Source organism: Halomonas sp. 25-S5, from assembly GCF_029889845.1.
Classification (GTDB): Bacteria; Pseudomonadota; Gammaproteobacteria; order Pseudomonadales; family Halomonadaceae; genus Halomonas.
Map to the genome: position 1 here is coordinate 126,094 of NZ_JARANV010000005.1, position 26,224 is coordinate 152,317.

Annotated in this window: 23 protein-coding genes and 3 pseudogenes; 12 read left to right on the forward strand and 14 right to left on the reverse strand. The window is 66.9% G+C overall.

Annotated elements, in window-relative coordinates; genetic code table 11:
* Window positions 1-199 precede the first annotated feature (199 nt).
* Complete coding sequence (locus OP498_RS05930) at window positions 200-526, forward strand: hypothetical protein (protein ID WP_169956375.1); 327 nt, start codon at window positions 200-202, stop codon at window positions 524-526.
* 142 nt (window positions 527-668) lie between these two features.
* Here the strand turns inward: OP498_RS05930 and OP498_RS05935 are convergent, their stop codons facing one another.
* The gene (locus OP498_RS05935; protein ID WP_280552933.1) at window positions 669-1,262 is read right to left on the reverse strand and encodes a DUF6448 family protein; all 594 of its coding nucleotides are present in this window, start codon (window positions 1,260-1,262) and stop codon (window positions 669-671) included.
* A 64-nt stretch (window positions 1,263-1,326) separates the two neighbouring features.
* Between OP498_RS05935 and OP498_RS05940 the strand changes: the two are divergent.
* Window positions 1,327-1,437: pseudogene (locus tag OP498_RS05940) on the forward strand (ribonucleoside-diphosphate reductase); the annotation flags it as partial.
* A gap of 98 nt (window positions 1,438-1,535) precedes the next feature.
* Here the strand turns inward: OP498_RS05940 and OP498_RS05945 are convergent.
* From OP498_RS05945 to OP498_RS05980, 8 genes are all read right to left on the reverse strand, one after another.
* Window positions 1,536-2,030, reverse strand: coding sequence for a hypothetical protein (locus OP498_RS05945; RefSeq protein ID WP_280552934.1), 495 nt, complete (start codon window positions 2,028-2,030; stop codon window positions 1,536-1,538).
* Between the two features lie 62 nt (window positions 2,031-2,092).
* On the reverse strand, window positions 2,093-3,952 hold the full coding sequence (locus tag OP498_RS05950) for a cation-translocating P-type ATPase (protein ID WP_280552935.1): 1,860 nt from the start codon (window positions 3,950-3,952) through the stop codon (window positions 2,093-2,095).
* A gap of 61 nt (window positions 3,953-4,013) precedes the next feature.
* Entirely contained in the window at window positions 4,014-4,247 is a 234-nt protein-coding gene (locus tag OP498_RS05955; protein ID WP_169956356.1) for a heavy-metal-associated domain-containing protein, read from the reverse strand.
* A gap of 218 nt (window positions 4,248-4,465) precedes the next feature.
* Window positions 4,466-5,608, reverse strand: coding sequence for an AraC family transcriptional regulator (locus OP498_RS05960; RefSeq protein ID WP_280552936.1), 1,143 nt, complete (start codon window positions 5,606-5,608; stop codon window positions 4,466-4,468).
* Between the two features lie 24 nt (window positions 5,609-5,632).
* Window positions 5,633-6,373 (reverse strand): anaerobic ribonucleoside-triphosphate reductase activating protein, encoded by a 741-nt coding sequence (locus OP498_RS05965; protein ID WP_280552937.1) that lies wholly within the window; start codon window positions 6,371-6,373, stop codon window positions 5,633-5,635.
* Window positions 6,374-6,378: 5 nt separating this feature from the next.
* Window positions 6,379-7,299, reverse strand: a complete 921-nt coding sequence (locus tag OP498_RS05970; RefSeq protein WP_280552938.1) for a U32 family peptidase — start codon at window positions 7,297-7,299, stop codon at window positions 6,379-6,381.
* Window positions 7,300-7,309: 10 nt separating this feature from the next.
* On the reverse strand, window positions 7,310-8,305 hold the full coding sequence (locus OP498_RS05975) for a peptidase U32 family protein (protein ID WP_280552939.1): 996 nt from the start codon (window positions 8,303-8,305) through the stop codon (window positions 7,310-7,312).
* A 208-nt stretch (window positions 8,306-8,513) separates the two neighbouring features.
* On the reverse strand, window positions 8,514-9,716 hold the full coding sequence (locus OP498_RS05980; protein WP_280552940.1) for an aminotransferase class I/II-fold pyridoxal phosphate-dependent enzyme: 1,203 nt from the start codon (window positions 9,714-9,716) through the stop codon (window positions 8,514-8,516).
* Between the two features lie 219 nt (window positions 9,717-9,935).
* Here OP498_RS05980 and OP498_RS05985 point away from each other — a divergent pair, with 219 nt between their 5' ends.
* The 4 genes from OP498_RS05985 (at window position 9,936) to OP498_RS06000 (ending at window position 15,890) form a co-directional block, all read left to right on the forward strand.
* The gene (locus tag OP498_RS05985; protein ID WP_280552941.1) at window positions 9,936-10,553 is read left to right on the forward strand and encodes a TetR/AcrR family transcriptional regulator; all 618 of its coding nucleotides are present in this window, start codon (window positions 9,936-9,938) and stop codon (window positions 10,551-10,553) included.
* Window positions 10,550-11,950: an efflux transporter periplasmic adaptor subunit gene (locus OP498_RS05990; protein WP_280552942.1), complete on the forward strand. Its 1,401-nt coding sequence runs from the start codon at window positions 10,550-10,552 to the stop codon at window positions 11,948-11,950. The genes OP498_RS05985 and OP498_RS05990 overlap by 4 nt, the downstream gene beginning before the upstream one ends.
* Complete coding sequence (locus OP498_RS05995; RefSeq protein ID WP_280552943.1) at window positions 11,947-15,090, forward strand: efflux RND transporter permease subunit; 3,144 nt, start codon at window positions 11,947-11,949, stop codon at window positions 15,088-15,090. Before OP498_RS05990 ends, OP498_RS05995 begins: the two co-directional genes overlap by 4 nt.
* 95 nt (window positions 15,091-15,185) lie before the next feature.
* Window positions 15,186-15,890: a succinate dehydrogenase iron-sulfur subunit gene (locus OP498_RS06000; protein ID WP_280552962.1), complete on the forward strand. Its 705-nt coding sequence runs from the start codon at window positions 15,186-15,188 to the stop codon at window positions 15,888-15,890.
* 82 nt (window positions 15,891-15,972) lie between these two features.
* On the opposite strand, the gene OP498_RS06005 is transcribed toward OP498_RS06000, so the two are convergent.
* Together OP498_RS06005 and OP498_RS06010 are read right to left on the reverse strand one after the other, a co-directional pair.
* Window positions 15,973-16,257: a hypothetical protein gene (locus OP498_RS06005; protein WP_280546932.1), complete on the reverse strand. Its 285-nt coding sequence runs from the start codon at window positions 16,255-16,257 to the stop codon at window positions 15,973-15,975.
* Window positions 16,258-16,320: 63 nt separating this feature from the next.
* The gene (locus OP498_RS06010) at window positions 16,321-16,443 is read right to left on the reverse strand and encodes a hypothetical protein (RefSeq protein WP_280546933.1); all 123 of its coding nucleotides are present in this window, start codon (window positions 16,441-16,443) and stop codon (window positions 16,321-16,323) included.
* Between the two features lie 138 nt (window positions 16,444-16,581).
* Between OP498_RS06010 and OP498_RS06015 the strand changes: the two genes are divergently transcribed.
* The 5 genes from OP498_RS06015 to OP498_RS06035 all read left to right on the forward strand — a co-directional run bounded on the left by OP498_RS06015 (window position 16,582) and on the right by OP498_RS06035 (window position 23,556).
* Complete coding sequence (locus tag OP498_RS06015) at window positions 16,582-17,763, forward strand: cytochrome P450 (protein ID WP_280552944.1); 1,182 nt, start codon at window positions 16,582-16,584, stop codon at window positions 17,761-17,763.
* Window positions 17,764-18,021: 258 nt separating this feature from the next.
* Complete coding sequence (locus OP498_RS06020; protein WP_280552945.1) at window positions 18,022-19,107, forward strand: imelysin family protein; 1,086 nt, start codon at window positions 18,022-18,024, stop codon at window positions 19,105-19,107.
* 142 nt (window positions 19,108-19,249) lie between these two features.
* On the forward strand, window positions 19,250-19,732 hold the full coding sequence (locus OP498_RS06025; protein ID WP_280552946.1) for a hypothetical protein: 483 nt from the start codon (window positions 19,250-19,252) through the stop codon (window positions 19,730-19,732).
* Between the two features lie 15 nt (window positions 19,733-19,747).
* Window positions 19,748-21,289, forward strand: coding sequence for a multiheme c-type cytochrome (locus tag OP498_RS06030; protein WP_280552947.1), 1,542 nt, complete (start codon window positions 19,748-19,750; stop codon window positions 21,287-21,289).
* 14 nt (window positions 21,290-21,303) lie between these two features.
* Window positions 21,304-23,556, forward strand: coding sequence for an FTR1 family iron permease (locus OP498_RS06035; RefSeq protein WP_280552948.1), 2,253 nt, complete (start codon window positions 21,304-21,306; stop codon window positions 23,554-23,556).
* 53 nt (window positions 23,557-23,609) lie between these two features.
* Here the strand turns inward: OP498_RS06035 and OP498_RS06040 are convergent.
* Window positions 23,610-23,852: pseudogene (locus OP498_RS06040) on the reverse strand (integrase core domain-containing protein); the annotation flags it as partial.
* Here OP498_RS06040 and OP498_RS06045 point away from each other — a divergent pair.
* Window positions 23,850-24,452: pseudogene (locus OP498_RS06045) on the forward strand (IS1595 family transposase); the annotation flags it as partial. The pseudogenes OP498_RS06040 and OP498_RS06045 overlap by 3 nt on opposite strands.
* A gap of 67 nt (window positions 24,453-24,519) precedes the next feature.
* Here OP498_RS06045 and OP498_RS06050 read toward each other — a convergent pair.
* Both OP498_RS06050 and OP498_RS06055 read right to left on the reverse strand, forming a co-directional pair.
* Entirely contained in the window at window positions 24,520-25,728 is a 1,209-nt protein-coding gene (locus OP498_RS06050) for a cytochrome D1 domain-containing protein (protein WP_280552949.1), read from the reverse strand.
* 30 nt (window positions 25,729-25,758) lie between these two features.
* The gene (locus tag OP498_RS06055; protein ID WP_280546937.1) at window positions 25,759-26,094 is read right to left on the reverse strand and encodes a cytochrome c; all 336 of its coding nucleotides are present in this window, start codon (window positions 26,092-26,094) and stop codon (window positions 25,759-25,761) included.
* Window positions 26,095-26,224 lie beyond the last annotated feature (130 nt).

Sequence of the window (26,224 nt, forward strand, 5' to 3'; positions counted from 1 at the left end):
GTTCGCAAGCCTATGGCCTGATAGGCAGTCGCGATTCCATCCGGTAGACACTGCGCATGGCGCGAGCCGAAAAAATGCATCGATATTTGGGTTCTTTCAGCGCCGTGTAAGCCTGCCTTGCCAGACTGTTGATGAGCCGGGTGGAACCCTCCGCTCGGCAGTCAAACTTCCTCGATCGATGAGGAAGGAGGATAACATCATGAGCCGTCGTCATATCATTGGTCTCGTTAGCGGTGTAATGCTCCTGGCTGGCGTTGTCGTCCCCGCGGCAGCAGAGCAGGCTTCCTGGGAGACCACGCCCCGAATACCGCAGGTCGCCTTCATGGAGCATCACGACAAGCTTCAGGAGTGGTCCAGGGGGTTGGGCGTCACGCTGCCCCTGGCGGCTGCGCCAGCGCCCGTCGTGAAGGCCACGTCGTCTTCCCCTGAGCCCATGTCCCGGCTACCGCAGAGCGCCGTCACTGAGCACCGCAACAAGCTGCAGGAATGGTCGCGGGGGCTCGGTGTCACGCTGCATGATCTCTGATCGTTCGTGATGGGCCATGGGGAAGGGAAAAATAAGGAGAACTGAAAAAACGCTGAGTGCACCGCTGGCCGTCAGCCGTTAGAGCGCACCGCCCCGGGTCACGAGAGTGGCCCGGGGCGGTGGCGTTTCTGGGGGCTGGCGCTCAGTGATCATGAGCACTGGCGTTGCCCGCGATCACATTGTGTACATCCTCCAGATAGTGGACGTAGTGCACATAGTGATCGACGAACTCTCGTCCCAGCTCGGGGTTATCACCGGCTCGCTGCCTGGCTGCCAGGGTGGTCTCGAAGGCCGAGCGTGTCTCCTGTTCGAACTTCTCGACGAGGCGAGCCAGCAAGGTATCGATCTCGCCCTCTTCCAACGCCCTGTCGGCGAGCTGAACCGCAGGGTCAATCTCACCGGCCGGCTTGATGCCGGTGAAAGGCGCGCCTTCATAGGCGCGGTGAGTTGCTACCAACTTGGCGAAGAACTGCTGGTCAGCCAGCTCCCGGGCATTGTCACCGAGCGCGCGCACCTCCAGGGTCTTGTCGAACATGGACGCGAGCTCTGCCTCATCGTCGGCGGGGATCCACTTGAGAACCGGCGTGATATCGCCCGACTCCAGCGCGAGTCGTGCTTCCGAGATCACCGGGCCGTCCAAGGCATCGCAGTGGGCGAATGCGGGGGTGGCCAGCGGCAGGGCGAGGGCGGAAGTGGTAGCGATGGCCAGAAGGTGTTTGCGAAGTGGCAGGGTCATGGTGTCTTGCTCCGAAATCGTGGATGGGCCAGTCGAGGTACTGCTCGACTGTGCTTCCATATTAGGGAGTGGAGACGCCGTGGTCGGCCACTGCCCCGAGTGCAACGGCGAGCTGATCATGATGGACGGCTGCCCCACCTGCTACTCCGGCTGCGGCTGGTCGAAGTGCGGCTGAGCCATCGGCTCGGCGGGTGAGTCGCCTTTCCTGACTGGCAGCAACCAGAAAATCCGGCGTGCAAGGCACGCCGGATTTCGTTGTTGCCGGGGTGTGGCTCAGTGAAGGACAGCGACAAAGTCCGGGTCATCGAAATAGCGCTCATAGGCCTCTAGTGCCCCCAGCACTTGAACCGCTCCCCCCCCGGGTGTGGCGTCGACATTGTTGCCGGCCATCTTGTCCGCACCGGTCACCAGCTGGGCGATGATCATGTGCAGCTGGGCGTCGGCCGCGGGCGGAAGTTCACAGTTCTCCACCATGTAAGCGACGCTGTCATTGATCTGCTCGGCCAGGGGGACGTACTCCGTTGCCGGCAGCTGGTCCTCATGGATGGTGTCGATGGATCCGCGCATCACCAGGCTGATATCGCCCATGGCCTTAGCCAGCGGGGCGTCGATTGCCCACTTTTCGCCGTCGTTGAGCTGCAGTTCGAAGGGGACGTCGCCATGGTCATGGTCGTGCACCGCCGTATCGGCCGCCAGGCCGGCTCCGGAAACCGCCAGTGCGGCCGCCAGGGTAAAGGGGATGAGGGCAGTGGAAAGCTTGATCGACATCTTGAATCTCCCGTTCTCGGTATGGATGGATTGGTGGTGGTAAGGAAGGATGCTGCCGGTGATCATGACGCCAGGGCATCCGCGGGTTCATGGTGCTGCGTTGTTGTCTGTCTGTTCTCCTTGAGGGTGGGACGCAGCAGCAGCATGGCGATGAGGATGACCAGCAGTACCGACGCTTCATGAACCAGCATGCCGATGGCCATGGTCACGCCGCCGAAGAGCACCCCGGCCAGCAGCACGGCCACGGTCAGCAGGGCGATGGCGATATTGAGTCGCATGGTGTTCACCGTCCGCCTGGCCAGGCCCAGGGCATAGGGCAGGCGGGGCAGGCGGTCGGCCATCAGCGCGATATCGGCGGTTTCGATGGCGGCGGGTGAGCCGGCGGCGCCCATGGCCACTCCGATGTCGGCCTGGGCGAGCGCCGGGGTGTCGTTAATGCCGTCGCCCACCATGGCCACGGTATGTCCCTGGCGCTGCAGCGCCTCGACCAGCGTCAGCTTGTCCTCGGGCAGCAGCTCGGCGTGCACTTCGTCCACGCCAAGCTCCGTCGCCACGCTTTCGGCGACACGCCGGGCGTCACCGGTGGCCATGACCACCTTGATGCCGCTGTCATGCAGGGCCTGGATGGCGGCCGGGGCGTCGTCGCGGATGGTGTCGGCAACCGCCACGATCCCCACGGCGCGGCCGTCCACGCCGACGAACATGGCGGTCTTGCCGGCGGCATTCAGTGCCAGGATGCGTTCGTTGTCGGGGGTGTGATCGAGCAGGTCGGCGGAGCCCACGGCGACGGTATGGCCATCGACGTCGGCGCGGATACCCTTGCCGGTCACCGGTTCGGCGCGCTCGACCATCGCCACGGCCAGCCGGTGCTGTTCGGCGCCGCGAATGATCGCCTCTGCCAGGGGGTGTTCCGAGGCGGTTTCCGCCCGGGCGGCCAGGGCGAGTACCTGATCCTTGCTCCAGGCGTCATCCAGCACCACCACATCGGTCAGCTCGGGCCGTCCGTTGGTCAGGGTCCCGGTCTTGTCCATGACCACGGCGCTGACCCGGGCGGCGGTTTCCAGGAATTCGCCCCCCTTGATCAGCACGCCGTCCCGGGCCGAGCGGCCGATACCCGCCACGATGGAAACCGGTATGGAGATGACCAGGGCACCCGGACAGCCGATGACCAGCAGTGTCAGGGCCAGCTCCACGTTGCGCGTCAGCAGGCCGATGATCAGCGCAGTGAGCATCACCCCGGGCGTGTAGTATCGGGAGAACTTCTCCATGAAGGTCTGGGTCCTGGCCTTGGCATCCTGGGCGTCCTCGACGCGGTGGATGATCCTGGCCAGGGCAGTGTCCGACCCGATGCCGACGGCCTTGACGCGCAGCACGCCGGATCTCAGCCAGGTGCCGGCAAACACCTCCACGCCCTCGGCCTTCTCGGCAGGCACCGACTCGCCGGTGATGCTGGCCTCATCCACCCCGCCGTGGCCGGAGACCACGGTGCCATCCACGGGCACCTGCTCGCCGTTCCTTATCAAGACGATATCGCCGGGCACGAGCTCCCACACCTCGACGGTTTGCGGCTCCCCGTCACGCAGCACGGTCGCCGTTTCGGGGGCGGCCTCCACCAGGTCCGACAGGGCCTGGCGGGTCCTGTTGAGGGTGGCCCTTTCCAGGGCGCCGCCGAGGGCGAAGAGAAAGGTCACCGCGGCGGATTCCCAGTAGTTGTGAATGAACAGGGCGCCGACCGCGGCGACGATGACCAGCAGGTCGATGGAGATGGTCTTGATGCGCAGGGCCTGGTAGGCGGAGATGGCAATCCGGTAGCCCGCCACCGCGGCGGCGGCGATCATCAGCAGGTCCGAGCCGGTGAGCCAGGACGCGATGATCAACAGGCCAGAGGCGATGACCACGCCCCAGGTCTTCCATTGTTTCATGAGTCTCTCCTGGACGATTGGCAGGGGGCGGGAGTGCCCCCTGCCTGAGCGAGCGTTCCGATCAGATGGCCGAAGGCTTGACGTTGAAGCCGACCTCGGCCACGGCATCGACCAGGGCGCGCACCGAGGCCTTTGCCGGATCGTGGCTGACGAGTACCCGGCCGGAAGCGAATTTCACCTCGGCGGACTCGACGCCCTCGAGCCCCTTGAGCCGGGTTTCGATCTTGTCGACACAGCTGGGGCAGGAGAACTCGTCGGAACGCAGGGTGGTGGTTTTCAGAGTGGAAGTCGTCATGGTCGTCTGCTCCGTCATGGTGAAGTGAAGAGTCAGGCCAGCGGGCTGGCTGCTCAGCGTTGACACCATGATAGGGAGCGGAGACCTCCGGGTCGTTCGTCAGCGCACTCTCGAACCCTTTTCTTTCTTGCTGAAAAGTCTCTATGTATCAATGAGATAAGAGTTCGAACTTCAGGGCGATGAAAGTCGAACCGGAAAGAGGGAGGGGGGAGGGCTGGCTAGGCGGAGTGCTGCGCCCGGTAGGCGCTGGGGGTCATCCCGGTGGCTTTCTTGAATGCCGTGTTGAAGACCGACTTGGAGTTGAAGCCCGAGTCATACATCACCTGGAGGATGGTGGTGCCGGCTTCGGCGGCTTCCAGCTGACGGCGGGCCTCAGCGATGCGGTAGTCGCTGACGAGCTCGAAGAAGTTCTTGCCGAGCCCCTCGTTGATGGCCCGCGACAGCTCCCGGGAGGGGACGCCGAGCTGGCGGGCCAGCTGGTCCACGCTGAGGTTGGCGTCCAGGTAGGGCCGGGCCTCGGCCATGTGGCGATCGAGGTGGCGCAGCAGCGCGGCGTTCTCCGCGCTGATCAGGGCGGCCCGGCCCGGCGCTTCGCTTTCCGCCAGCTGCACCTCGTCGGCGCTCAATCCCGAGAAGATGCTCGGCTGGTGGAGGGCGTTTATCAGCAGATAGTTGATAAACAGGAAGCCAGAAATGGCACCGACGGCAGATACCGCCGTGACACTCACAAGATCCCTGTAGACATGGGCGGAGAGGCAGTAGAAGAGGCTGATAAGCCAGGCGATGGCGTACAGGATCAGCAGGGTGCGCAACCAGGCCAGCTGCTTGTTCTCCAGGTTGGAGAAGAGCTGCCGTACCGTGGTGCCGAAGCGGGTCAGGGCGTGGATGGTGGCCCACAGATAGCCGAGAAATACCAGATGGATGGCCACCGCCAGCAGTGGTGAGGTGAGGACCCCTGGGTGGTCGCGGTCGACAAGAATCTCCAGCTTCACCTCCGTGGGCTGCAGGTAGTATTCGACCAGGAAGATCGCGGATATCACCCAGAACGGCAGGGTGTGCAGGGCGTGCCGGGGCAGCAGGCGGAAGTCGCGATACATCAGAGATTGCGCATAGATATAGAGCAGGCCCGCCTGCAGCAGGCCGACCAGGGTGCCCAGATACGCAAGGTTCGGGTGCTCCAGCGCCAGACCGGTGGAGTAGAGAAAGAACTCACCGAGCCCGGCGGCGAAGGTCAGGACGCTGGCCGCCAGCAGGCGGTTGCTGATCAGCCGGAACGTCTCGGGCAACAGCAGGAAGACGGCCAGTCCCAGCGACTGAATGATGCTGGTGGCCAGCAGCAGATCGACCAGGGTCAGATACATGATGGCTCGCCTTGATGGTTCGCGTCAGCCTCGCAGCTCGAGGTGCTCGAAGTGGCGCTTGAGTCGCCTGGCCAGGGTTTCCAGGGCCTCCCGGGGCGGGGCGTCCTCCACCGCTTCCCGGTAGCCGGGGTCGAGGCAGTGTTCCCGCCGTGCCAGCTGGATAGCGTAGCGACGTACGCCGCAGTCGGCCAGGGTCATGGCCAGACGCTCGAGCTCCTCCAGGGTGAAGTCGCGCCAGTGCAGCGTGGTGCGGCACTCGAAGGGGACGTCGCTTTCCAGCAGCAGCGACAGGCTGCGGGCGTGGTGCTGCCAGATGCCGTGCCGGCCGCCGATGCGGTCGAAGTCGGCACCGCGCCCCTTGGTATCCAGGGCCACCCAGTCGAGCCGCGGCAGCAGCGCCTCCAGGCGCTCCGGGTAGGGCCCGGCGGTATGCAGGCCCACCGCCAGTCCGAGTGACCGGCAGGCGTCGGCGGCGGCGGGCAGGTCGGGGTGCAGGGTGGGCTCGCCGCCGCTGAAGACCACGGCATCGATCTCGCCCAGCCGGGTGGCGAGCAGTGCCTCCATGGCCGGCCACTCCCCCGGGGCGGCGCGGCGGGCCGGCCCCATGCTGCTCGCCGTCTCGCAGTAGCCGCACTGCAGCGGACAACCCTGCAGGTAGACCACCGCCGCCCGGCGACCCGGGAAGGCGTGGTCGTCCCGGGCCTCGAAGCCGGCAATGGGCAGACGGATCACGGCACCGGGCTCGGGGACCAGGGGGATCACCATGGCGCTCACCCCAGGCTGGCGGCTCGGCTGTGATCCATGCCGGGGCGGCCGTGCCAGTAGCCGTCGCAGATCTCGGCGTCGACCAGAGAGAGCGGGTCCGGCGTGGGCAGCTCGCCGCGGCGGGCGGTATCGAAGGCCGTGACCACCTCCGCCATGCCCTCGGGGCGCGGGCTCAGGCGTGCCACGCCGACGCCCATCCCGGCCATGTCCGGCACCTCGTGGCGCAGGTCCTGGCAGGCCCCCGAGAGGGTCTGGATGCCGTTCAGGGTGAATACCTGCTGGGACTCCTGGGAGCGCAGGGCCAGGCCCTCCGGATGTTTCTGGCAGACGAACTGGCAGCGGTCCTTGGGTTTCTGGTAGCGCCGCGCGGTGAAGCAGCGCGATGACCAGGCCAGCGGCAGGTGGCCGTAGGCAAACACCTCGCAGGGGGCCTCGATCCCCTGCTCGCTGCAGTCCTCCAGCAGGCGGGCGAGGTCGTCCCGGGACATCTCCACCGGCGCCTGCCAGCGCTGCATGCCGGCGCGGGAGAGCACGGCAAGGGTGGCCGGGTTGTAGAGGTTCAGCGCGGCACCGGCCACGAAGGGCTGGCCCGCCGCCGAAAGGCGTTGCAGGGCGCTCTGGTCATTGGCCTCGACCAGGAACTCGCCGTTGTCGCACAGCTTGCGCAGGTCGCGCAGGTCGGCCTCAGACTCGATCAGGGTCTGGCTCGAGAGCACCACCTGCTTGCCGCTCTGGGCAAGTTCGCGGCCGATGCCAAGCCAGTCGTCGAGCTTCATGTCGCGGCGCCGAGAGCAGACCGACTCGCCCAGGTGGACGATCTCCACCGGCCAGTCGGCGGCCTCGCGATAGAAGTCGGCGTAGTGCTCGCGGGTCCAGTAGAAGAGCACCGGGCCGAGCGACAGCTGGAGGGTGGGGGTAGCGGACATGGGCTCTCTCCTATTTCCAGCGGCGCTCGTAGGCGCCCAGGGTGGTGGTGCTGCCTTCGGAGACCTCGCCGAGGCCGGTCATCCAGGCGGGTTCGGTATGGAAGCGGCCCGGGGCGCGCTCCAGGCGATCCAGGGCCTGGCGCCAGATGCCGGCGACCTTTGATACATAGGCCGGGCTGCGCTGGCGACCCTCGATCTTGACGGCCGCGATGCCCAGTTCCTTGAGCTCCGGCAGCAGCTCCAGGGTGTTCAGGCTGGTGGGCTCCTCGATGGCGTGGTAGGTCTCGCCGCCCACCTCGAAGCGCCCCTTGCAAAGGGTGGGGTAGCCGGCGTTCTCGCCCTCGCCGTAGCGGTCGATTAGCACACCGTTCAAGCGTGACTCCAGGCCCTCCGGGGTCTCCTCCCAGCGCACATGGGCCGCCGGCGAGCAGACGCCGCGGGTGTTGGGCGATTCACCGGTGAGATACGACGACAGGTAGCAGCGCCCCTCGGCCATGATGCACAGGCTGCCGAAGGCGAATACCTCCAGCTCCACGGGGCTCTGCTTGGCCAGGTCGCGCACCTGGGTGATGGAGAGCACCCGGGGCAGCACGGCGCGCTTGATGCCGAACTGGTCGTGATAGAAGCGCAGCGCCTCGTGGCTGGTGGCCGAGCCCTGTACCGAGAGATGGCGGGCGAGGTCGGGGTGGCGGCGGGCGGCGTAGTCGAGCAGCCCCATGTCGGCCATGATCAGGGCATCGACGCCGAGGTCGGCGGCCTGGTCCACGGCGCGGGTCCACTGGTCCCAGCCATCCGGCTGCGGGTAGGTGTTGATGGCGCAGAAGACCCGCTTGCCGCGGGCGTGGGCGTAGTCGATGCCCTCCCTGGCGCGCTTGTCGGTGAAGTTGAGGCCGGCGAACTGGCGGGCGTTGGTGGTGTTCTGAAAGCCGAAGTAGACGGCATCGGCCCCTTCATCCACGGCGCGCTTAAGGGCAGGCAGGTTGCCGGCGGGGCAGACGAGCTCCATGGTGAGCCTCCTGTCGTGGGAATCCCGACCATGCTAGTCGACTATCCCGCCTGGCCTTTTGACGCGGGTCATAAGGAGGCGTAGTCGGCTCTGGCATCGCAGAGCGAGCAGAAGTCGGCCTGCTCACTCTGGCCCAGACGCAGACTGGTGTGCTGGCCAGGCGGCTGGGGCTCAAGTAGTCACGCCAGGGTCGGTCATCCGAGCAGTGTCAGGGTCGGCTCGCCTCCAGTGGGGCCAGGGCGCGTTGCAGATCCTCCAGCAGGTCCTCGACATCCTCCAGGCCGACCGAGAGGCGCAGCATGCTGTCGGTGATGCCGCGCCGTTGCCTCGCCTCGGCGGAGAGTTCTGCATGGGAGGTGGTGCAGGGCTGGGTGACCAGACTTTCGGCGCCACCGAGGCTCGGGGCCAGGGTGAAGAGCTCCAGTCGGTCGGCGACGCCTGTGGCGGCATCGCGCCCGCCGGCAATCTCCAGGGTGAGCATGCCGCCGAAGCCACGCATCTGGCGCTGCGCCAGGGCATGACCGGGGTGTGAGTCCAGGCCGGGGTAGAGAACTCGCTCGATGGCGGTGTGTTCGCGCAGCGTCTCGGCGAGGGTCTGGGCCGACGCGTTGTGGCGCTGCATGCGCAGCGGCAGGGTGCGCAGGCTGCGCGAAAGCAGTGACGCCACCTGAGGAGAGAGCACGCTGCCCAGGTTCTGCCGCCAGCGCCACAGCGGGGCGAGCAACTCGGCCGACCCCATCACGGCGCCGGCGGTGAGGTCACTATGACCCCCCAGGTACTTGGTGGCGCTATGCACCACCAGGTCGGCGCCCAGCGCCAGTGGCTGCTGGTTGATCGGCGTGGCGAAGGTGCCGTCCACCGCCACCAGGGCGCCGTGGCGATGGGCCTGGTCGGCCACCGCTGAGATGTCGATCAGGCGCAGCGTCGGGTTGGTCGGTGTCTCCAGATAGATCAGCCCGATGCCCGACGCCAGCAGCCGTTCCAGGGCGTCGGGGTCGTACCCCTCGAGCATGAAATGTGTCTCGATGCCCAGTTCGGGAAGCTGCTGCTCGAGCAGGCCCAGGGTGCCGCCATAGACCTCGCCCAGGCAGGCGATACCGCGCCGGCCGTGGCTCAGGAGCAGGGTGCTGATGGCGGCCATGCCGGACGAGAAGGCCCATGCCGCCTCGGCGCCCTCCAGCGCGGCCAGCGTCTCTTCCAGGGCAAATAGCGTGGGGTTGTGGCCATAGCGGGAGTAGAGAGGGCCTCGCCGACGTCCTTCGGTCACCTCCAGCAGGGCGGCGGTATCCGGGAAGGCGAAGGTGGTGGTGTCGTAGATCGGCATGTGGGGGCTGCCGAAGGCATCGCGTTGCTGCTGGCCATGTATGGCCAGGGTGGCGGGGCCGTAGTGTGGCGATTGCGATTGGGACATGGCGGATCTCCGAACGGGCTTCCCTTGACGTTAGTCTCTTTTTTCAATCTATTCATTTATTTTCAATGAGTTATATTGCCATCCGGTTTCTTGTTGTCCGGATTTTCAGTCGCTTTCTCGGCTAACTTGATCGTGATCAGAGGTGTGACAATCACGCCTGGCGGAAAGGCGGCTCCGCGCCTAAGATAGTAACCAATTACTATCTTTAGAGGCTCGAGCATGTCGCAGCGTCAGCATCTCCCCGCCGACGAGCGCCGGGAGCGCACCGTGGAGGCCGTCATCGAGCTCTGCGGCCGTGAGGAGCCCGCTACCCTGACCACCGGGCGCATCGCCCGCCGCATGGGCGTCACCCAGGGGGCGCTGTTTCGCCACTTCGCCAGCAAGGAGGCCATCTGGGAAGCATCGGTGGCCTGGATCGCCGAGCGGGTGATGGCGCGGGTCGCCGCCGCTGCCGAGGGCAGCGAGGCCCCCCTGGAAGCGCTTGAGGCGATGTTCCTGGCCCATGTGGCCTTCATCGCCGAGCACCCGGGGGTGCCGCGGCTGCTGATGGGCCAGCTGCAGCACCCCCGGCCCACCGCCGCCAGCCGCCTGGTGCGCGAGCTGATGGAGCGCTATCGGCGACGCCTGCTTGGCCTGCTCGAGGAGGCCGGGCGTCGGGGGCAGCTGCGAGCCGGGCTCGACCTGGATACGGCGGCGACCCAATTCATCGGCTGCGTCCAGGGGCTGGTGCTGCAGTCGCTGATCGCCGACGACGTGGCGGGCATCGTCGACCGGGCGCCGGCGGCCTTCGAGCTCTACCGACACGGCATCCGGGCGGATGCGGGAGGTGGCGCATGAGACCCTGGACTCGGCGACTGGGGCGGGGCCTGGCGGTGCTGATCGGCGTCGCCGTGGGCGTGGCGCTGCTGGTGGTCTTCGTGGCCAACCGGCAGGCCCCCGAGCGCCAGGAGGCGGCGGCCTCCGCCACTCCGGTCAGGTTCGTCGAAGTCCGCCCCCTGGAACTGCGCCTGGAGGCGCGCGGCCACGGTGTGGCGCGCCCCGCCGAGACCTGGCAGGCGACGGCCAATGTGGCGGGGCGCGTCGTCGAACGCCACCCGGAACTGGAGAGCGGCACCCTGCTGCCCGAGGGCACCCTGCTGGTGGCCCTGGATCCCAGCCGCTATGAACTGGCCATCGCCGAGGCCGAGGCGGAGCTCGCCAGCCTGGCCGGCGAGCTGGCACAGCTCGAGGCCGAAGAGGAGAACACCCGTCGCCTGCTGGGGCTGGAGCAGCAGGCACTCGCCCTGGCCGAGCAGGAGCTGACACGCATCGAGCGCCTGGCGGCCAGCGGTTCGGTCTCCAGCTCACGACGCGACGAGCAGCGCCGCAGCACCCTGGGTCAGCGTCAGGCGGTCGCCTCGCTGGAGAACAGCCTGGCACTGCTGCCCGCGCGGCGCGACGTACTCGAGGCGCAGCGCGAGCGGGCCGCGGTGCGCCTGGCCCAGGCCCGGGAGGACCTCGCCGATACGCGTTTCGAGGCGCCCTACGACCTGCGCCTGGCCGATGTCGAGGTGGAGCTGCACCAGTTTGTCGGCACCGGGCAGCGGCTGTTCCAAGCCGAGAGCCTGGCCGCCGCCGAGGTGGAGGCCCATATCCCCATCGCCATGATGCGCCGCCTGCTGGCCGCGGCCATGCCGGCGGGGGCCAGCGATGCGGCACCGGTCCTGGCCGAGGGGCTGGACCTGGCGGAGCGGCTGGACTTCCCGGCGGTGCAGACCGAACTCTTCCTGGCCGGCGCCGAGGGCGTCGGCTGGACGGGGACGCTGGTGCGCGTGGCCAGCGGCCTGGATCCCGCCACCCGTACCGTGCGTGCGGTGGTGCGGGTCGAGCATCCCTATCGCGATGCGCGGCCGCCGGATCGCCCGCCGCTACAGCGCGACATGTACGTGCGCACGCGGCTGTCCGCGCCCAGCCCCGAGCCTCGCCTGGTGATACCGGCCAGTGCGGTGCATCAGGGCGAGGTGTGGCTGGTGGATAGCGAGGATCGCCTCGAGCGGCGCGCGGTGAGCGTGGCCTTCGAGCAGGGCAACCTGGCGGTGGTCGCGGACGGTCTCGAGCCCGGCGAGCGGTTGGTGGTCGATGATCTGCCCGCGGCGATCGCCGGGATGGCCCTCGACCCGCGTCGCGACGAGGCCCTGGAGGCGCGAGTCGCCGAGCAGGCGCTGGGCCAGGGACATGAGGAAGCCCGGCCATGATCCGCTGGTTCGCCGCCCACCCCACCGCCGCCAACCTGCTGCTGGTACTGCTGCTCGCCGCCGGCCTCTTCACCGCCCCGTCGCTCAAGCGCGAGACCTTCCCTGACTACCGTCCGGTGGAAGTGGGTGTCGAGGTGGTCTACCGCGGGGCCAGCGCCGCGGACGTGGAGGATGCCGTCTGCCGCCGCCTGCATGAGGCGGTGAAGGGGGTGGAGTTCCTCGACGAGTTCGTCTGCGTGGCCCAGGACAACCTGGCCAGCGCCACCGCCACCATGCAGGCCGGAGGGGATCCCCTGCGCTTTCTCGGCGAGATCGACACCGAGGTCTCCGCCATCAGCGAGCTGCCGACGCGTGCCGACCCACCGGTGGTGCGCGAGCTGCACCGCAGCGACGCGGTGGCGGCGGTCGCGGTGTCGGCCGACATGCCCGCCGGCCAGCTCGAGGAGTACGCCCTGCGCCTGGAAGAGCGCATCATGGCGCTGCCCGGCGTGGCGGACGTGGCGATCCACGGCATGTCCCAGCGTCAGTGGCAGGTGGAGGTGCCCGGCGAGGTGCTCGGCCAGCATGGCCTCTCGGCCCGCGAGCTGGCTCGGCGGATCTCGGCTCAGAGCCTGGACCTGCCGCTGGGCACTCTGGAGACCCCCGAGCGCGAACTCCTGCTGCGCTTCACCGACCAGCGCCGCTCGCTGGAGGAGCTGTCGCGCCTGGTGGTGATCTCCGACCCGGCCGGCGGCGAGCTGACCCTGGGTGACATTGCCCGCCTGAGCGAGGCCGGTGAACGCGACGAGGAGAAGCTTCGTTTCAACGGCGAACCGGCGCTGGTGCTGGAGGTGAGCAAGAGCCTGCGCGACGACTCCCTGACGGTGAAGGAGCGCCTCGAGGGGCTGATCGAGGAAGAGCGCCGCCGCTTCGATGATGGCATCACGCTGACCCTGACCCAGGACATGACCCGCATCGTGCGCGATCGCCTGCAGATGCTGGTGGGCAACGGTGTCATGGGGCTGGCACTGGTGGTGCTGGTGATGAGCCTGTTCTTCCGCCCGCGTCTGGCGCTGTGGGCGGTGCTTGGGCTGCCCGCGGCCTTCATGGGGGCCTTCCTGGTCATGGGGCTTGCCGGCCTCTCGCTGAACATGATCACCCTGGTGGCGCTGCTGATGGCCATCGGTATCGTCATGGACGACGCCATCGTGATCACCGACAACATCGCCGCCCATGCCGGTGAGAGTGCCACACCACTGGAGGCGGTGGTGGAGGGGACTCGACAGGTACTGCCCGGAGTGCTGTCGTCGTTCCTGACCACTGCCGCGGTGTTCGTGCCGCTCTCCTTCCTGGCCGGCGAGCTGGGGGCGGTGCTGGAGGTGCTGCCGGTGGTGCTGATCGCCGCGCTGGCGGCGAGCCTTGTCGAGGCGTTCTGGATCCTGCCTCACCATCTCAAGGGCAGTCTCAAGGGCAGCGTGAAACACCTGCAGCAGGGCCATGAGTCCCGTTTTCGAACCACTTTCGACCGTGGCTTCGAGCGCTTCCGTGAAGGCGTGGGGCAGCTGGCCGATCGGGCGATCCGCTTCCGCCATCTGGTGCTGGGGGCGGTGCTGGCCGTGATGCTGGCCTCCGTCGGTTTCATGGCCGGTGGCCATGTCGGCAGCGAGGCGATGCCCGACATCGACGGCGATGTGCTCGAGGCGCGCATCCTGATGCCCCAGGGCACACCACTCGAGCGCACCGAGGCGGTGGCCGAGCGCATCGAGACGGCGATGCGCGAGCTCGATGAACGCCATTCGCCCGGGCAGCCGGAGGGCGCGGCGCTGGTCGAGGCAATCCAGGTGCGGTTCAATCACAACCTCAGTGCCGGCGAGGCGGGTCCCCATGTGGCCACGGTCAGCATCGACCTGCTCACCGCCGAGCGGCGCACCCTGACCCTGGATGCGTTGACCGCCGAGTGGCGAGAGGCGATTGGCGATATCGCCGGGGTGCAGCGCCTGATCATCCAGGAGCCGGGTTTCGGCCCCGCCGGGGTGCCGATAGCGGTGCGCCTGACCGGTGAGAACCTCGAGGCCATGAAGGCGGCGGCACGGGAGCTGTCCGAGCAGCTCGTGGGCTACTCGGCGGTCTACAACGTCATGGATGACCAGCGCCTGGGCAAGCCTCAGCGCGCCTACTCCCTGGCCTCGGGCGCCCATGGCCTTGGATTGACCGCCGAGGAGGTGGCCAGCCAGCTGCGCGCTGCCCTGCTCGGCCAGATCGCCGATACCCAGCGCATCGGCGAGCAGGAGGTCGAGGTACTGGTGCGTCAGATCGAGACCGACCGCGATGGTCTCGATGACCTGGCAGACCAGACGCTCTTGCTTCCCGATGGCAGCCGGGTGCCGCTCTCGGTGGTGACAGAAGTGGCCGAGCGCCGCGAATGGGCGCGTATCACCCGCATCGACGGGCGGCGCACGGTCACGGTGGAGGCCAATGTGGACGCCCGCCAGGCCAGTGGCCAGGCCATCGTCGACGACCTGATCGACAGCGGCTGGCTGACCGACTTCGAGGCGCGCCATCCCGAGGTGGCGGTTACCTTCGAGGGGCAGGTGGCCAGCTCCGCCGAGACAGGAAGTTCCATCGGCCGTGCCCTGCTGATCGGCCTGGTGGGTATCTTCGTGATCCTGTCGTTCCAGTTCCGCAGCTATGTGGAGCCGGTGATCGTCATGCTGGCGATCCCGCTGACCTTCATCGGCGCCATCTGGGGGCATGTGGTCATGGGCTACTACCTGTCGATGCCCTCGCTTATCGGCGCCGCCGGCCTCGCCGGTATTGCGGTCAACGACGCCATCCTGCTGGTTCAGTTCATCAAGGAGAACCGCGTATCGGGAATGGCGGCCGCAAAGGCCGCCGGTCAGGCCAGCCGTGACCGCTTCCGCGCCATCCTGATCACCTCGGCCACCACCATTGCTGGCCTGTTGCCCTTGCTGCTGGAGACCAGCACCCAGGCGGACGCCATCAAGCCGCTCGTGGTGTCGGTCGTGTTCGGGCTGCTGACCATTACCGTGCTGGTGCTGTTGATAATTCCGCCGCTCTACGTGCTGTTCGACGACTGGGGCTGGACCCGTGGGGCGGAGAGCCCGTCGGAAAATGATCCCGCTAGTGGCGGCCGGGGATGACGGGACCTTGACGGAAGCGGCATCAGGACTAGTCTGAAAGATGCATGCAGTATCACTCTTAGGGTCGAGTCGAGGCCAAGCGGGGGGGCGTGATGATCAAGGTAGAGCTTTATCGCTACCACCCCGATGAGGATGACCGGCCACGCCTCGAGACGCTGGAGGTCGAGGAGCGCTTCCGCAAGGCGATGGTGCTCGACGTGCTTGAGCACCTGAAGCAGCGCGATGCCACCCTGGCCTATCGGCGTTCCTGCCGCGAGGGGGTGTGTGGCTCCGATGGCATGAACATCAACGGCAAGAACGGCCTGGCCTGCATCACGCCGGTGGTGGAGGTGCTGGGACGCGGCGATACCCTGACCCTGCGTCCGCTTCCCGGCATGCCGGTGATCCGCGACCTGGTCGTCGACCAGACGCTGTTCTTCCGCCAGTTCGAGAAGATCCGCCCCTGGCTGATCAACGACGAGCCACCCACTGCCACGGAGCGACGCCAGAGCCCGGCGGATCGCGAGAAGCTCGATGGCCTCTACGAATGCATCCTGTGCGCCTGCTGCAGCTCGGCCTGCCCCTCCTGGTGGTGGAACCCGGACAAGTACATCGGCCCGGCCGGCCTCATACAGGCCTACCGTTTCCTGATCGACAGCCGCGATACCGCCACCGACGAGCGGCTGGCCGAGCTCGACGACCCCTTCAGCGTGTTCCGCTGCCGGCAGATCGCCAACTGCACCTGGGTGTGTCCCAAGGGGCTCAACCCGATGCGCGCCATCGGCCATATCAAGGCAATGCTGCTGGCGCGCGGCAGCTAAGACCCATTTCCAGCACCCAGACAGCACGACGACGCCCCGGCCATGCCGGGGCGTCGTGGGTGTGGTAGGTGTGGGGCGGGTCTCAGGCCGCGTCGAGGGGGCGCGAGGGGCCGAAGTGCTCGTAGTGGCGACGCTCGCCGGGCACGCCTAGGTCGGCGAGTGCCCGGTCAATGGCGGTCATGAAGCCCTGTGGGCCCACAAAGTAGCAGCGGGCATCCTCGGGCAGCAGGCTGGCGAGCAGCTCGCGGCCGATCCGGCCGCTAAGGTCGGCCTCATCGCCGCGCTCACACAACGCCTGCAGGCCGTGGTAGACCAGGCTGCAGGCTCCTGCTGCACCTGATCGGATTCGATGGGCGCGAATGGGCATCGATAGGTGAGCTGGCCGAGCGGCTCCATACCAAGCACCACGGCACTGTGATGCGGGTCGACCCTAGGCCTCGTGGAACGCCGCGCGAGCCGCGGCGACCGTCGACGTATCGAGGTGCACCTGTTGCCTCGCGGTGCCGAGCTTGCGCGGCGCATCGCCGAGCTGCATCAGCCGGAACTGCGTCACCGGCAGGAGGCGTTCCCCCTGATCGGCTGGCCCGAATTTTCTTGAGCCGCCTGCAGAAGCCACTGACTTGGGTCAATGCGACTTTCGGCGGCTTCTGCTCTCCTAGGCAGCCATGAATCCCCTTATTCAGGAGACGGCATGAGCGATAGACAAGCACAGGACTGGGACCCACGCGCCGAGAGCGTGCTTAATGACCAAATAGTCGCCTACGACGAGATGCGCCGCCGCTGCCCGGTGGCCTTCAGCGACTACCTGCAGTGGTCGCTCTTCCGCCATGCGGACGTGAGGCGCGTGCTCGAGGATCATGAGACCTTCAGCAACGCGGCGAGCCGTCACCTGTCGGTACCCAACGCCATGGATCCGCCCGAGCATACCCGCTTTCGCCGCCTCATCGAGCCCTACTTCGGCCCCGACGCCATGGCCGATTTTGCCCCGCAGTGCCAGGCCATCGCCCAGCGCGTGGTGGACCGCCTGCCCGCCGACGGCGAGGTGGAGGCGATCACCGAGATGGGTCAGGGTTTCGCCCTGGAGATCCAGTGCGCCTTCATGGGCTGGCCGACCAGCCTGCACGAGCCGCTGCGTGCCTGGGTGAAGCGCCAGCAGGCCGCCACCCTGGCGGGCGACCGCGAGGCGCTGGGCGAGCTGGCGCTCGAGTTCGACGGGGTGATCCGCGAGCTGCTGGAAAGCCGCCGCGAGGCCGGCGACGGCGCCCCGGACGACGTGACCACGCGGATCATGAACGAGACGGTGGCAGGGCGCGCACTCAGCGACGAGGAGATCGTCAGCATTCTGCGCAACTGGACGGTAGGCGAGCTCGGCACCATCTCGGCGAGCATCGGCATCCTGATGCGCTACCTGGCGGCCAACCCCGAACTGCAGGCTCGCTTGCGCGCCGACCATGACCTGCTGCCGGCGGCCATCGACGAGATCCTGCGCCTCGACGCCCCGCTGATGTCCAACCGGCGCATCACCACCTGCCCGGTAGAGATCGGCGGCCGTCGCCTCGAGGCCGGCGAGCGCCTGACGCTCCTGTGGGGCTCGGCCAACCGCGACGAGGCGGTGTTCGGCAACCCCGACGAAGTGCGCCTGGATCGTGACCCCGGGGATAACCTGCTCTACGGCGCCGGCATCCACATCTGCCCCGGGGCGCCCCTGGCGCGCATGGAACTCAGGGACTTCATGGTGGCGCTGCTCGATGCCACGGTCGATATCGCCCTGCTGCCCGGCCATCCCGCGGTGCGCGCCCGCTATCCTGCCGGCGGCTACGCCGAGGTGCCGCTGAGAGTCTACACTCGCAAGCCCGCTGGCAGGGCACGCTGAACATGTTCCGTTAAAAAGGCTCCTGTCGGCCTCGGGCAAGCAAAGGTCTTGCCGCGCGTGATGCCATGGTGCGGTTATAACCTGGGCCAGCCGTGTGGGGGCTCGAAAACTTGCACTAGATCAAAAAATTGTGAATACAAATAAAAATCCTTCTTGTTCAAGAAGGGGAAGTGAAGGAGAATGGCAAATGCCCCGTGGCGCTCCTGCTGCTTCGCCCAATGTTCGAGCGCTGCCGAACCGAAGAACGAGGAGAGGTCCATGCTTCATCATCATGCCCGCACGCTTCTGGTCACTGCCGTCACTGCCGTCACTGCCGTCACTGCCGTCACCGCCGGCCTTCTCGCCTCGCCAGCGCTCGCTGCTACCGGCGATGAGCAACGGGGGCTCGAGGAAGTCAAGCAGTTCACTCTGACCCACAATGCCCAGCTGATCGACCAGGCCAGCGAGCTCCTCGACGCGGTGGAGACCTATGCCGATGTGATCGCGGCCCATGACGGCGACTATGCCGCCGCCTGGCAGGCCGAGGGCAAGACGCTGGCCGCAACGGTTCAGGAGATCCGAGCGGTCTGGCTGGATACCTCCAATGAGTACGAAACCATCGAGGGGATCGTCGCCGGCATTCCCGAGACCGCCAAGTACGACCTGATCCTCGATGCGGGCAATCCTGGCTCGGCCGACGAGGAAGTGGCCGAATACGACCTGACTTTACCCGACGGAAGCGTACTCGAGCGCCCGGGCAACCTCTTCCATGGCATCACCGAGCCCATGTTCTGGGGAACCGACCCCGAACACGTGATGCTGGAAGCCGATCTCGACGGCAACGGCACGATCACCCGCGGCGAGGTTCTCTTCGACGCCAACCTCGCTCTCGGCGCTACCCAAGCCATCGTCCACTGGTCCCAAGAGCTGGAGAAGGACATGTCGGCCTGGGTGCCGAATCGCGACGACGCCTTCACCGCCGTCGTTACCATGACGCCCACCGTGGGCGACTATTTCGGAGAGTGGAAGGAGTCTCAGTTCATCGATGGCGAGATCGGCGCCTTCGTCGCCCAGAGCCGCCTGGTGGACGTCCAGGGCATCATGGGCGGCTGCCGGAAGATGTACTTCGAGGCCATCTCTCCGGTAGTCGCCGAGAGCGACGCCGCCCTCGACACCTCGATTCGTCATGGCTTCGAAGAGCTGCTCGGCCTGGTGGAAGAGACCTACCAGCGCGAACGGGCTGGTGAGCGCTTCACCGCCGAGGAAGCCGATGCCCTGGGCAACGACGCCCAGGACATCGCCGACCGCATCGTCGCCATGGTGCTGCAAGCGGCGGCCAAGAATGACGTGACCATCCGCGGCTGATCATCGCTGGCCGCCTGGCACTCCGCCATCGCCCTGGACTCCGCTCCCGAGTGATGGCGTGCCATCGGGTCTCGCCATGAGGAACGACATGAACAGGCATTCGCTCACGACACCGCTAGTCGAGTCGAGCCATCGCAAAACCATGCCCCATCGAGGGGGCAGCGTCTACTCGGCCACGCTTACCGCGACGTTTACGCTGCTGCTGTGCAGCGGCCTGTACCTCGAGTTCTTCGCGGCCAGCCACTGGCATGCCGGCAAGCCGATACTCATCCTGCACCTGCTGGGTGGCGTCCTTTTCACTCTGGCGCTCACGCCCTGGCTGGTGAGCCACGTCCGCAGCGGACCGGTACGCAGCCAACGCCGACGTTTCACCCTGCTCGGCTGGCTGTTACTGGGCAACTACCTTCTCGTCATCGCCACCGGGCTGCTGATGGCACTCCCGGCGGCGCTCTACCTGCTGGGCCACATCTGGTTCTGGCGTTTCGAGACGACGCATCTACTGACCTTTCTTCACCTATGGCTCTCCATCGCCGCCGGGATGGGACTGGCATTCCACCTGAACCTCCGTCACTGGCAGCAATCCGCCTTGCCGATCGGCGAACACCGCCCTCAGGGCCAGCCATAGACAGGACACGTCGTCATGCCCTTCAAGTCTCAATTTCGCTACCATGCCCGCCCCATCGTGTTGAGCCTCATACTGTCCGGCATCGTGATCGCCGGCCTTTCGCTCACGCTATCCGCCCCAGATGAACCCGGGGTGGCGCTCGAGGACGTACCCTACTACCAGTTGCCGTTCGGCCCCGACGCGGCGGGCGACCCCCGCCCCTTCTGGCCATCGCGCATGCAGACGGCCTCCGGCCGGTTCGCCGACCCCGAAGCGATCTCTTCATCGGCGGAGTGCGCCACCTGTCACCAGCAGGAATTTGACGAATGGCTGCCGTCGCTACATGCCTACGCCGGACTCGACAACGTCTACGAGAAAACCGTCGAGGCCAACGAAGACCTGTTGCGCCACGGCGTCGAACAGGGGCGCTTCTGCGAGGGCTGCCACTCCCCCGCCGAGTTGCTGACCGGCCGCACCAATCGCTTCGCCTCGGTCATGCCATCGGATGCCGCGGCGGAGGGGGTCAACTGCATCGCCTGCCACACCGCCGTGCATGCCGATCCCGAGCAGGGCAACGGCGCGCTGACGCTGACCCTCGAGAGCAGCCTCGACCAGTTGTCCGGGCCGCTATTGGTCGCCGCTCCACGGGATCACGCCCACGCCTTCGGCGCCGAGCGCACCAACGCACTGATCAAGACCCCCGAGTTCTGCGGCAGCTGCCACACCGAGATCCTCGATGCCTCGATGTCGCAATCGAGCGAATCACACTACGCTCAGGCGACTTTCCAGGAGTGGCAGGGCAGCTGGTACGAGAAGAACAACGTTACCTGCCAGGACTGCCACATGGCGCCCGATCCCGCTAGCTACGTACAGCAGTTGCGCAACGGCCATATCGCCAAGCCCGAGCGCTATACACACCGCTTCGTCGGCGCCAACTATCTGCTGTTCGATACCTCGCTGGGCTCCAATCTGGCATTCCTGCGCGGCGGTTTCCTGCCCGGCATGAGCCAGGAGCGCCAACTCGAACTGATCGAAGAGCAGGGCGAAGCCACGCGTGCGCTGCTGCGCGCCGCTGCCGGCCTCGAATTGCGAAACGCGCGCCGGGATGACGGCGCCTTGCACGTCGATATCGCCGTGCAGAACCTCGGCGCCGGGCACAATCTGCCTACCGGTGTGCTTGATCAGAAGCACATGTGGCTCGAGGTCCAACTGCGCAACACCGAGGGCCGGGTCGTGTACCACTCCGGCGCCTACGACGCCGACACGGGCAACGTGGACGCAGCCGCGGTGCGCTGGATGGAGGTATTCCGCAACCGCGACGGCCAGCCCATCCTCGACCATCTCACCTTCCGCACGGCCGCCATCGACTGGGAGCGCAAGACCATTCCGCCGCGAGGCGAGGACGTGGTCGGCTACGACATCCCCCTTCCCGAGGGCGACACCGGCCCCTACGCGATCGAAGCACACCTCTGGTACACCGTCGCACTGCCCGAGCTGCTGTTCAACAACCTGCGCGTCGAAATGCCGGTACCGCCGTTCGAGCTGGCCGATTTCTCGGCCGAGATTTCCCGCCCATGACGAGAGCTTCCACGATGCCACTCGCCTCCCGTTCCACCCTGACACTCTTCGTCACCATCCTGATGTGGCTATCCAGCGGCCTGGCGAGTGCCGATGTTCCCTGGCTGTCGGCAGAGACAATGCGCAGCGACGCTGCACGCCTCGGACGGCTGCTCTACCGCGCCCCCTCCGCCGAGCGAGACGCAGCCATCGACGCGCGGCTGGCACGCCTCCATGCCACCTGGGACGCCGGTCCCGAGGCGGCTTACCAGGACACTGCCGAGCCGGTCACGACGGCGCTCGAGGCACTCGACACGGCTGCCCGGTGCGGTGATGCCGAGGAGGCCGCCCGGGCACGGGAACTGCTGTGGACACGCCTGCTGAATGGTGCCCAGCGCCACGCCTTCCGCGCCCTGGAGCAGGGTGACGCCGATACCGCGACCGAGTGGCTAAACATTCGCGAATACGCCCGTGCCTCCGGCGATACCGCCGCCGAACTGGCCATGGCCGAGCTGCTCGCCGGCCGCCTCGAGGCGAGCGAGGCACTGCCCATCGTGCGCCGTGAGCTGCTGGGCATCCACGCCGCCGAGCTGCGCCTTTCACTGGCCCGTGCCGCCGAAGACGCCAAGGCCAACCACCGGATCCAGCTGGCCGGTGAGCTGGGCCGTGCCGAGGGCCTGATGACGATTCTACGCGAAAGCCTCGAAGACAAGCTGGGCGTCGAAGCGACGCAACGGCTTGAGGCCGATCTCGCCGCCGCTCGCGAAGCACGCTCGGCGGCAGCGATCGAGCCGTTACGGGCGGCATTGGCCAACTATGCGCCGGTCTCGCTGTCCGACGCCGAACGCCTGCGTCGCGCACGGCTGCTGCGCCGCTTTCTCGACCTGGTGTGGATCGAATACCAGGACGGCGTGCGCAATGGAGAAATTTCGATTCCCATGGAGTACCACGAGGCTCTGCTGTTTCGTGGTCGCGCGGCCATGATCTTCGGCGACCTGCGCCCGACCTTGGCCGAGGCCGCCCCTGACGCTGCCGAACGGCTGGCCGACATTCTGAGTGAGATGGGCACCCATATGGCTGCCAAGGGCGACCCCGAACGGATCCGGGGGCTGACCAACGAGGCACTCACACTCATCGACCGGACATTCGGCGCCGAAACCGCTCAGGGCGGCTATGAGCTGGCCATCGAAACGCTGCCGGCAGTACTCGATGAAATGCTGCTCATGGCCCGCTCGGGCGACTGGGAGGAAGCGGAGATGAAGCGCCTCGAGGCCTACTCCTGGTTCGACCCGGACATCGAGCAGCGCCTGATACCACGTGCCCCGGGTCAGGCCTTGCGTCTGGAGGCACATTTCTGGGAGGGCAGCGCGGCGCTGCCTGGCCTAGGTCAGATCATTGCCAGCGAAGGGCCCGTCGACGCCCTGGCCGACCAGGTGGCGGCCATCGAGGCAGGGCTCGGTGACGCTCGCAAGCGCATCGAGACCCCGCTTTCCGCCTTGGGCGCGCTGGTACAATCGAGCGGCATCATTCTCCGCGAAGGGCTCGAGGCGGTACTGATCCTGGCCGCCCTGATGGGCGCGCTGCGCGCCGAGGGTGTGCCCTCGCGCGCCTGGCGCCGTCCGGTGATTGCCGGTGTGGCACTGGCGGTCGCCGGTAGCTTCGCCCTATGGTTCGCCGCCCGCCAGCTCATCACCATCTCCACCCTGCAGCGCGAACTGCTCGAGGGCGTCACTGCGCTGATTGCCGCGGCGGTGTTGATCTGGGTCACGCAGACTCTGCTTTCGCGCGCCCGGGGCGGTCACCTCGAGCGGCTGCGCAGCACACTGCGCCAGAGCGGTCTTTCGGTTACCAGCATCTTCGTGTTGGCGTTCTTCGTCGTCTTCCGCGAGGGCTTCGAAACCGTGCTGTTCTACGAGGCCCTGCTGGTCGATGCGCCTTCGGGGAGCGTGTTCACCGGCCTTGCCCTGGGCGGTGCAGTGGCGCTATTTGTCGGCTGGCTGGTATTCGGGCTGGGCCTCAGGCTGCCTCTCAAGCCGTTCTTTCGCATTACCGGCGTACTGCTGGCACTGCTCTCGGTGATGCTGGTCGGTGTGGGCGTTCGCGGCCTGCAGACGGCCGCGCTGTTGCCGGCGACACCGGTCAGCTGGTTCCCAGACCGGGAGGGGCTGCAGCTCTGGCTTGGCCTGTTTCCCATCGCCGAGGCGCTGGCAGCTCAGGGGGCAGTCATCGCCTTGTACCTGGGCAACCTGCTACTGGGGTACCGAACTGTGGCCCCAGCCAAGACGTGAACGCACATTGGTTCCGAGGCAGATGTTCTGGTCAAGTCAGAGCGGACACATTTTCAAGCCGCAGCTGCCAATTCAATCTCCCTCGGCGTCTGGTACCCCAAGGTAGAGTGGAGCCGGCAGCTGTTGTACTCCATCTCGATGTAGTCGATCACGTCCCGCCGTGCTGCCTGTCGGCTCATATACCGCTGGCCCGCCAGCCACTCGCTTTTCAGTGAGCCGAAGAAGCGCTTCATGACGGCATTGTCCCAGCAGTTCCCCTTGCGGCTTATCGAAGCCTGGAATCCATGCCCGGCCAGCTGTCCCGGGAGCTCGGCGTCGCCTACAACACCGCCTGGAAGCTCAAGCACAAGCTGCTGCAGGTCATGCACGAGCGCAACCAGGGCGAGAGGCTCTCCGGGCGCATTGAGATCGATGACGCCTACCTGGGCGGTGAGCGGCCCGGAAAGCGCGGGCGCGGCGCTGAGCACAAGTTCCCGTTTGTCGCCGCCGTGCAAACCGATGAGGAAGGCCATCCGCAGCGGGTTCAGCTGCGCCGTGTGAGCGGCTTTACCCTTGACGAGATGCGTCGCTATGCCTAACAGGCCATTGTGCCTGGCAGCCAGGTCATCAGCGACGGCCTCGGATATGAGCGCCATATCACCGGCGGTGGGCATGCCAGTGTGGCGAACCCCGAGTTCAACTGGGTCAACACGGTGCTGGGCAACGTCAAGACCGCGATCACCGGCACGTACCATGCCATCCGCGGGCAGCATGCCCCGCGCTACCTGGCCGAATTCGAGTATCGCTTCAATCGGCGCTATGACCTCAAGGCCATGATCCCGCGCTTTCTCTCGGTAGCAGCGAGAACGCCGCCGATGCCATACCGGTTCCTGAAGATGGCTGAGCCTTATGCGTAATCAGGAATAAATAAGGTAACCCCCCGGCTTTGCCGGGGGATGCTTACTGTCACTGCGATAGCCCTGCTCACAACCCGATGCGATGGGCCCGGTCGGTAAAGAAGATGCCGCTGGGCGACTCGGCCGGCAGCCGGGCGACCTCCTCCAGGGTGCGGGTGTCGTAGACCACTACCCGGTCGCTGTCGCGGGCCGAGATCCATACCTGCTCGCCCCGCGGGGTGAACTCCATGTGCAGCACTGCCTCGCCCGGTTCCAGGGTGGCGACGATCTCGCGGCGCTCGGTGTCGATCACCTGCACCACGTCGTTGTCGGGATGGGCGAAGTTGACCCACACCTGGCGCTCGTCGGGCCGACTCATCACGAAGATCGGCTGGCCATGGACCGGGATACGGTCGAGTAGCGACCAGTCATCGGCGTCGGCGACCAGCACCTCGTGGCGGCCCACCGCCGGTAGCCAGGCCGCGTCATCGGCCATCGCCCAGCCCTCCAGATGGGGCATCTTGTAGACCGGCAGGCGTTCCTCGCCGCGGCCGTAGTTCGGCAGGATGCGTTTCACGCCCTGCTCCGGGTGCCACAGGTCGAGCAGCGCCAGGCCGTCCTCTCCGAACAGCCCGGCGATGTAGTAGCGCCCTTCGGGGCTGATCAGGGCATCGTAGGGTTGCTCACCGATGGCGGTGAAGCGGGTCACCTCGGGCGCGCCCCCGCTCATGTCGACCAGCTGGATCTCGCCGGCATCGAACAGGCTGTAGACGAAGCGGTTGCCGGGGGCGTCGACCAGGCCCACCACCTTGGAGCGTTGCGTCTGGCCGTTCTCGTCCCGGTAAGTCGCCGGAATGTCGGCCACCGGCGCGAGGGTCGCGCTGTCGAAGATGCGCACCCCGCCTGGTTCATAGTTGGCCACCGCCACCAGCGAACCGTCCTGGGAGATAGCGCCGCCGATGCTGTTGCCGGACTGCATCACCCGGTGGGTGATCTCGCCGGTGAGCAGGTCGACGCGGCTCAACCCGCCGTCGCGGCCGAAGACGAAGGCGTAGCGGGCATCGCGGGAGAACTTCACCGAGGCGTGGGAAAGGTCACCCAGCCCCTCCACCCGCTCGAGAATCCGGTGGTGGCTGGTATCCACCACCGCCAGGCTACCGGTGGCGCGCTCCACCACCACGCCGAGGTCGCCGGTACCGCGCAGTTCCGCGTTGGGGGTGACCTGGCAGCCGGCCAGCAGGGCGAGCAGCGCGACGGCGGCGAGGGGCTTGCGAAGGGCTAGGGGACGCACGGCCATTCTCCTTCCTTGTGGGGTCATCGAGATTGCTCACTCATCCAGGGGGTTGTCGTTCTGCAGGTGGTCGGCGAGCCAACGGGCCTCCTCCTCGGTCAACAGGCCGGCCCAGCCGGGCATGGCGGTGCCGGCAACGCCGTTGAGGATCAGCGCGACCAGGCCGTCGCGACTGTAGGCGTTCATGCGTGACTCGGGTAGCGCCGGGCCCAGGCCGCCGCGCAGGGTCATGCCGTGGCAGGAGCCGCAGTCCTGGTAGAGCAGTGTCTCGAGCGCCTGCTCGCGCTCGGCGGAGAGCGAGCCGTCGGCCAGGGCGGCCACCGGCAGCCAGCAGAGCGCCAGCAGCAAATGGCGGGGGGCGGGCAGGGACATGGCATCTCCTCGGGGCGCGGCGGGGTCCGGTGTCGTGGCTGGTGGCAGTGTCACTGCTGGCGGCCGGGTATGCCTTGACGGGGGTCAAAGCGTCGTCCTGCAGGGCCCATGAAACATGATCCCTCCAGAC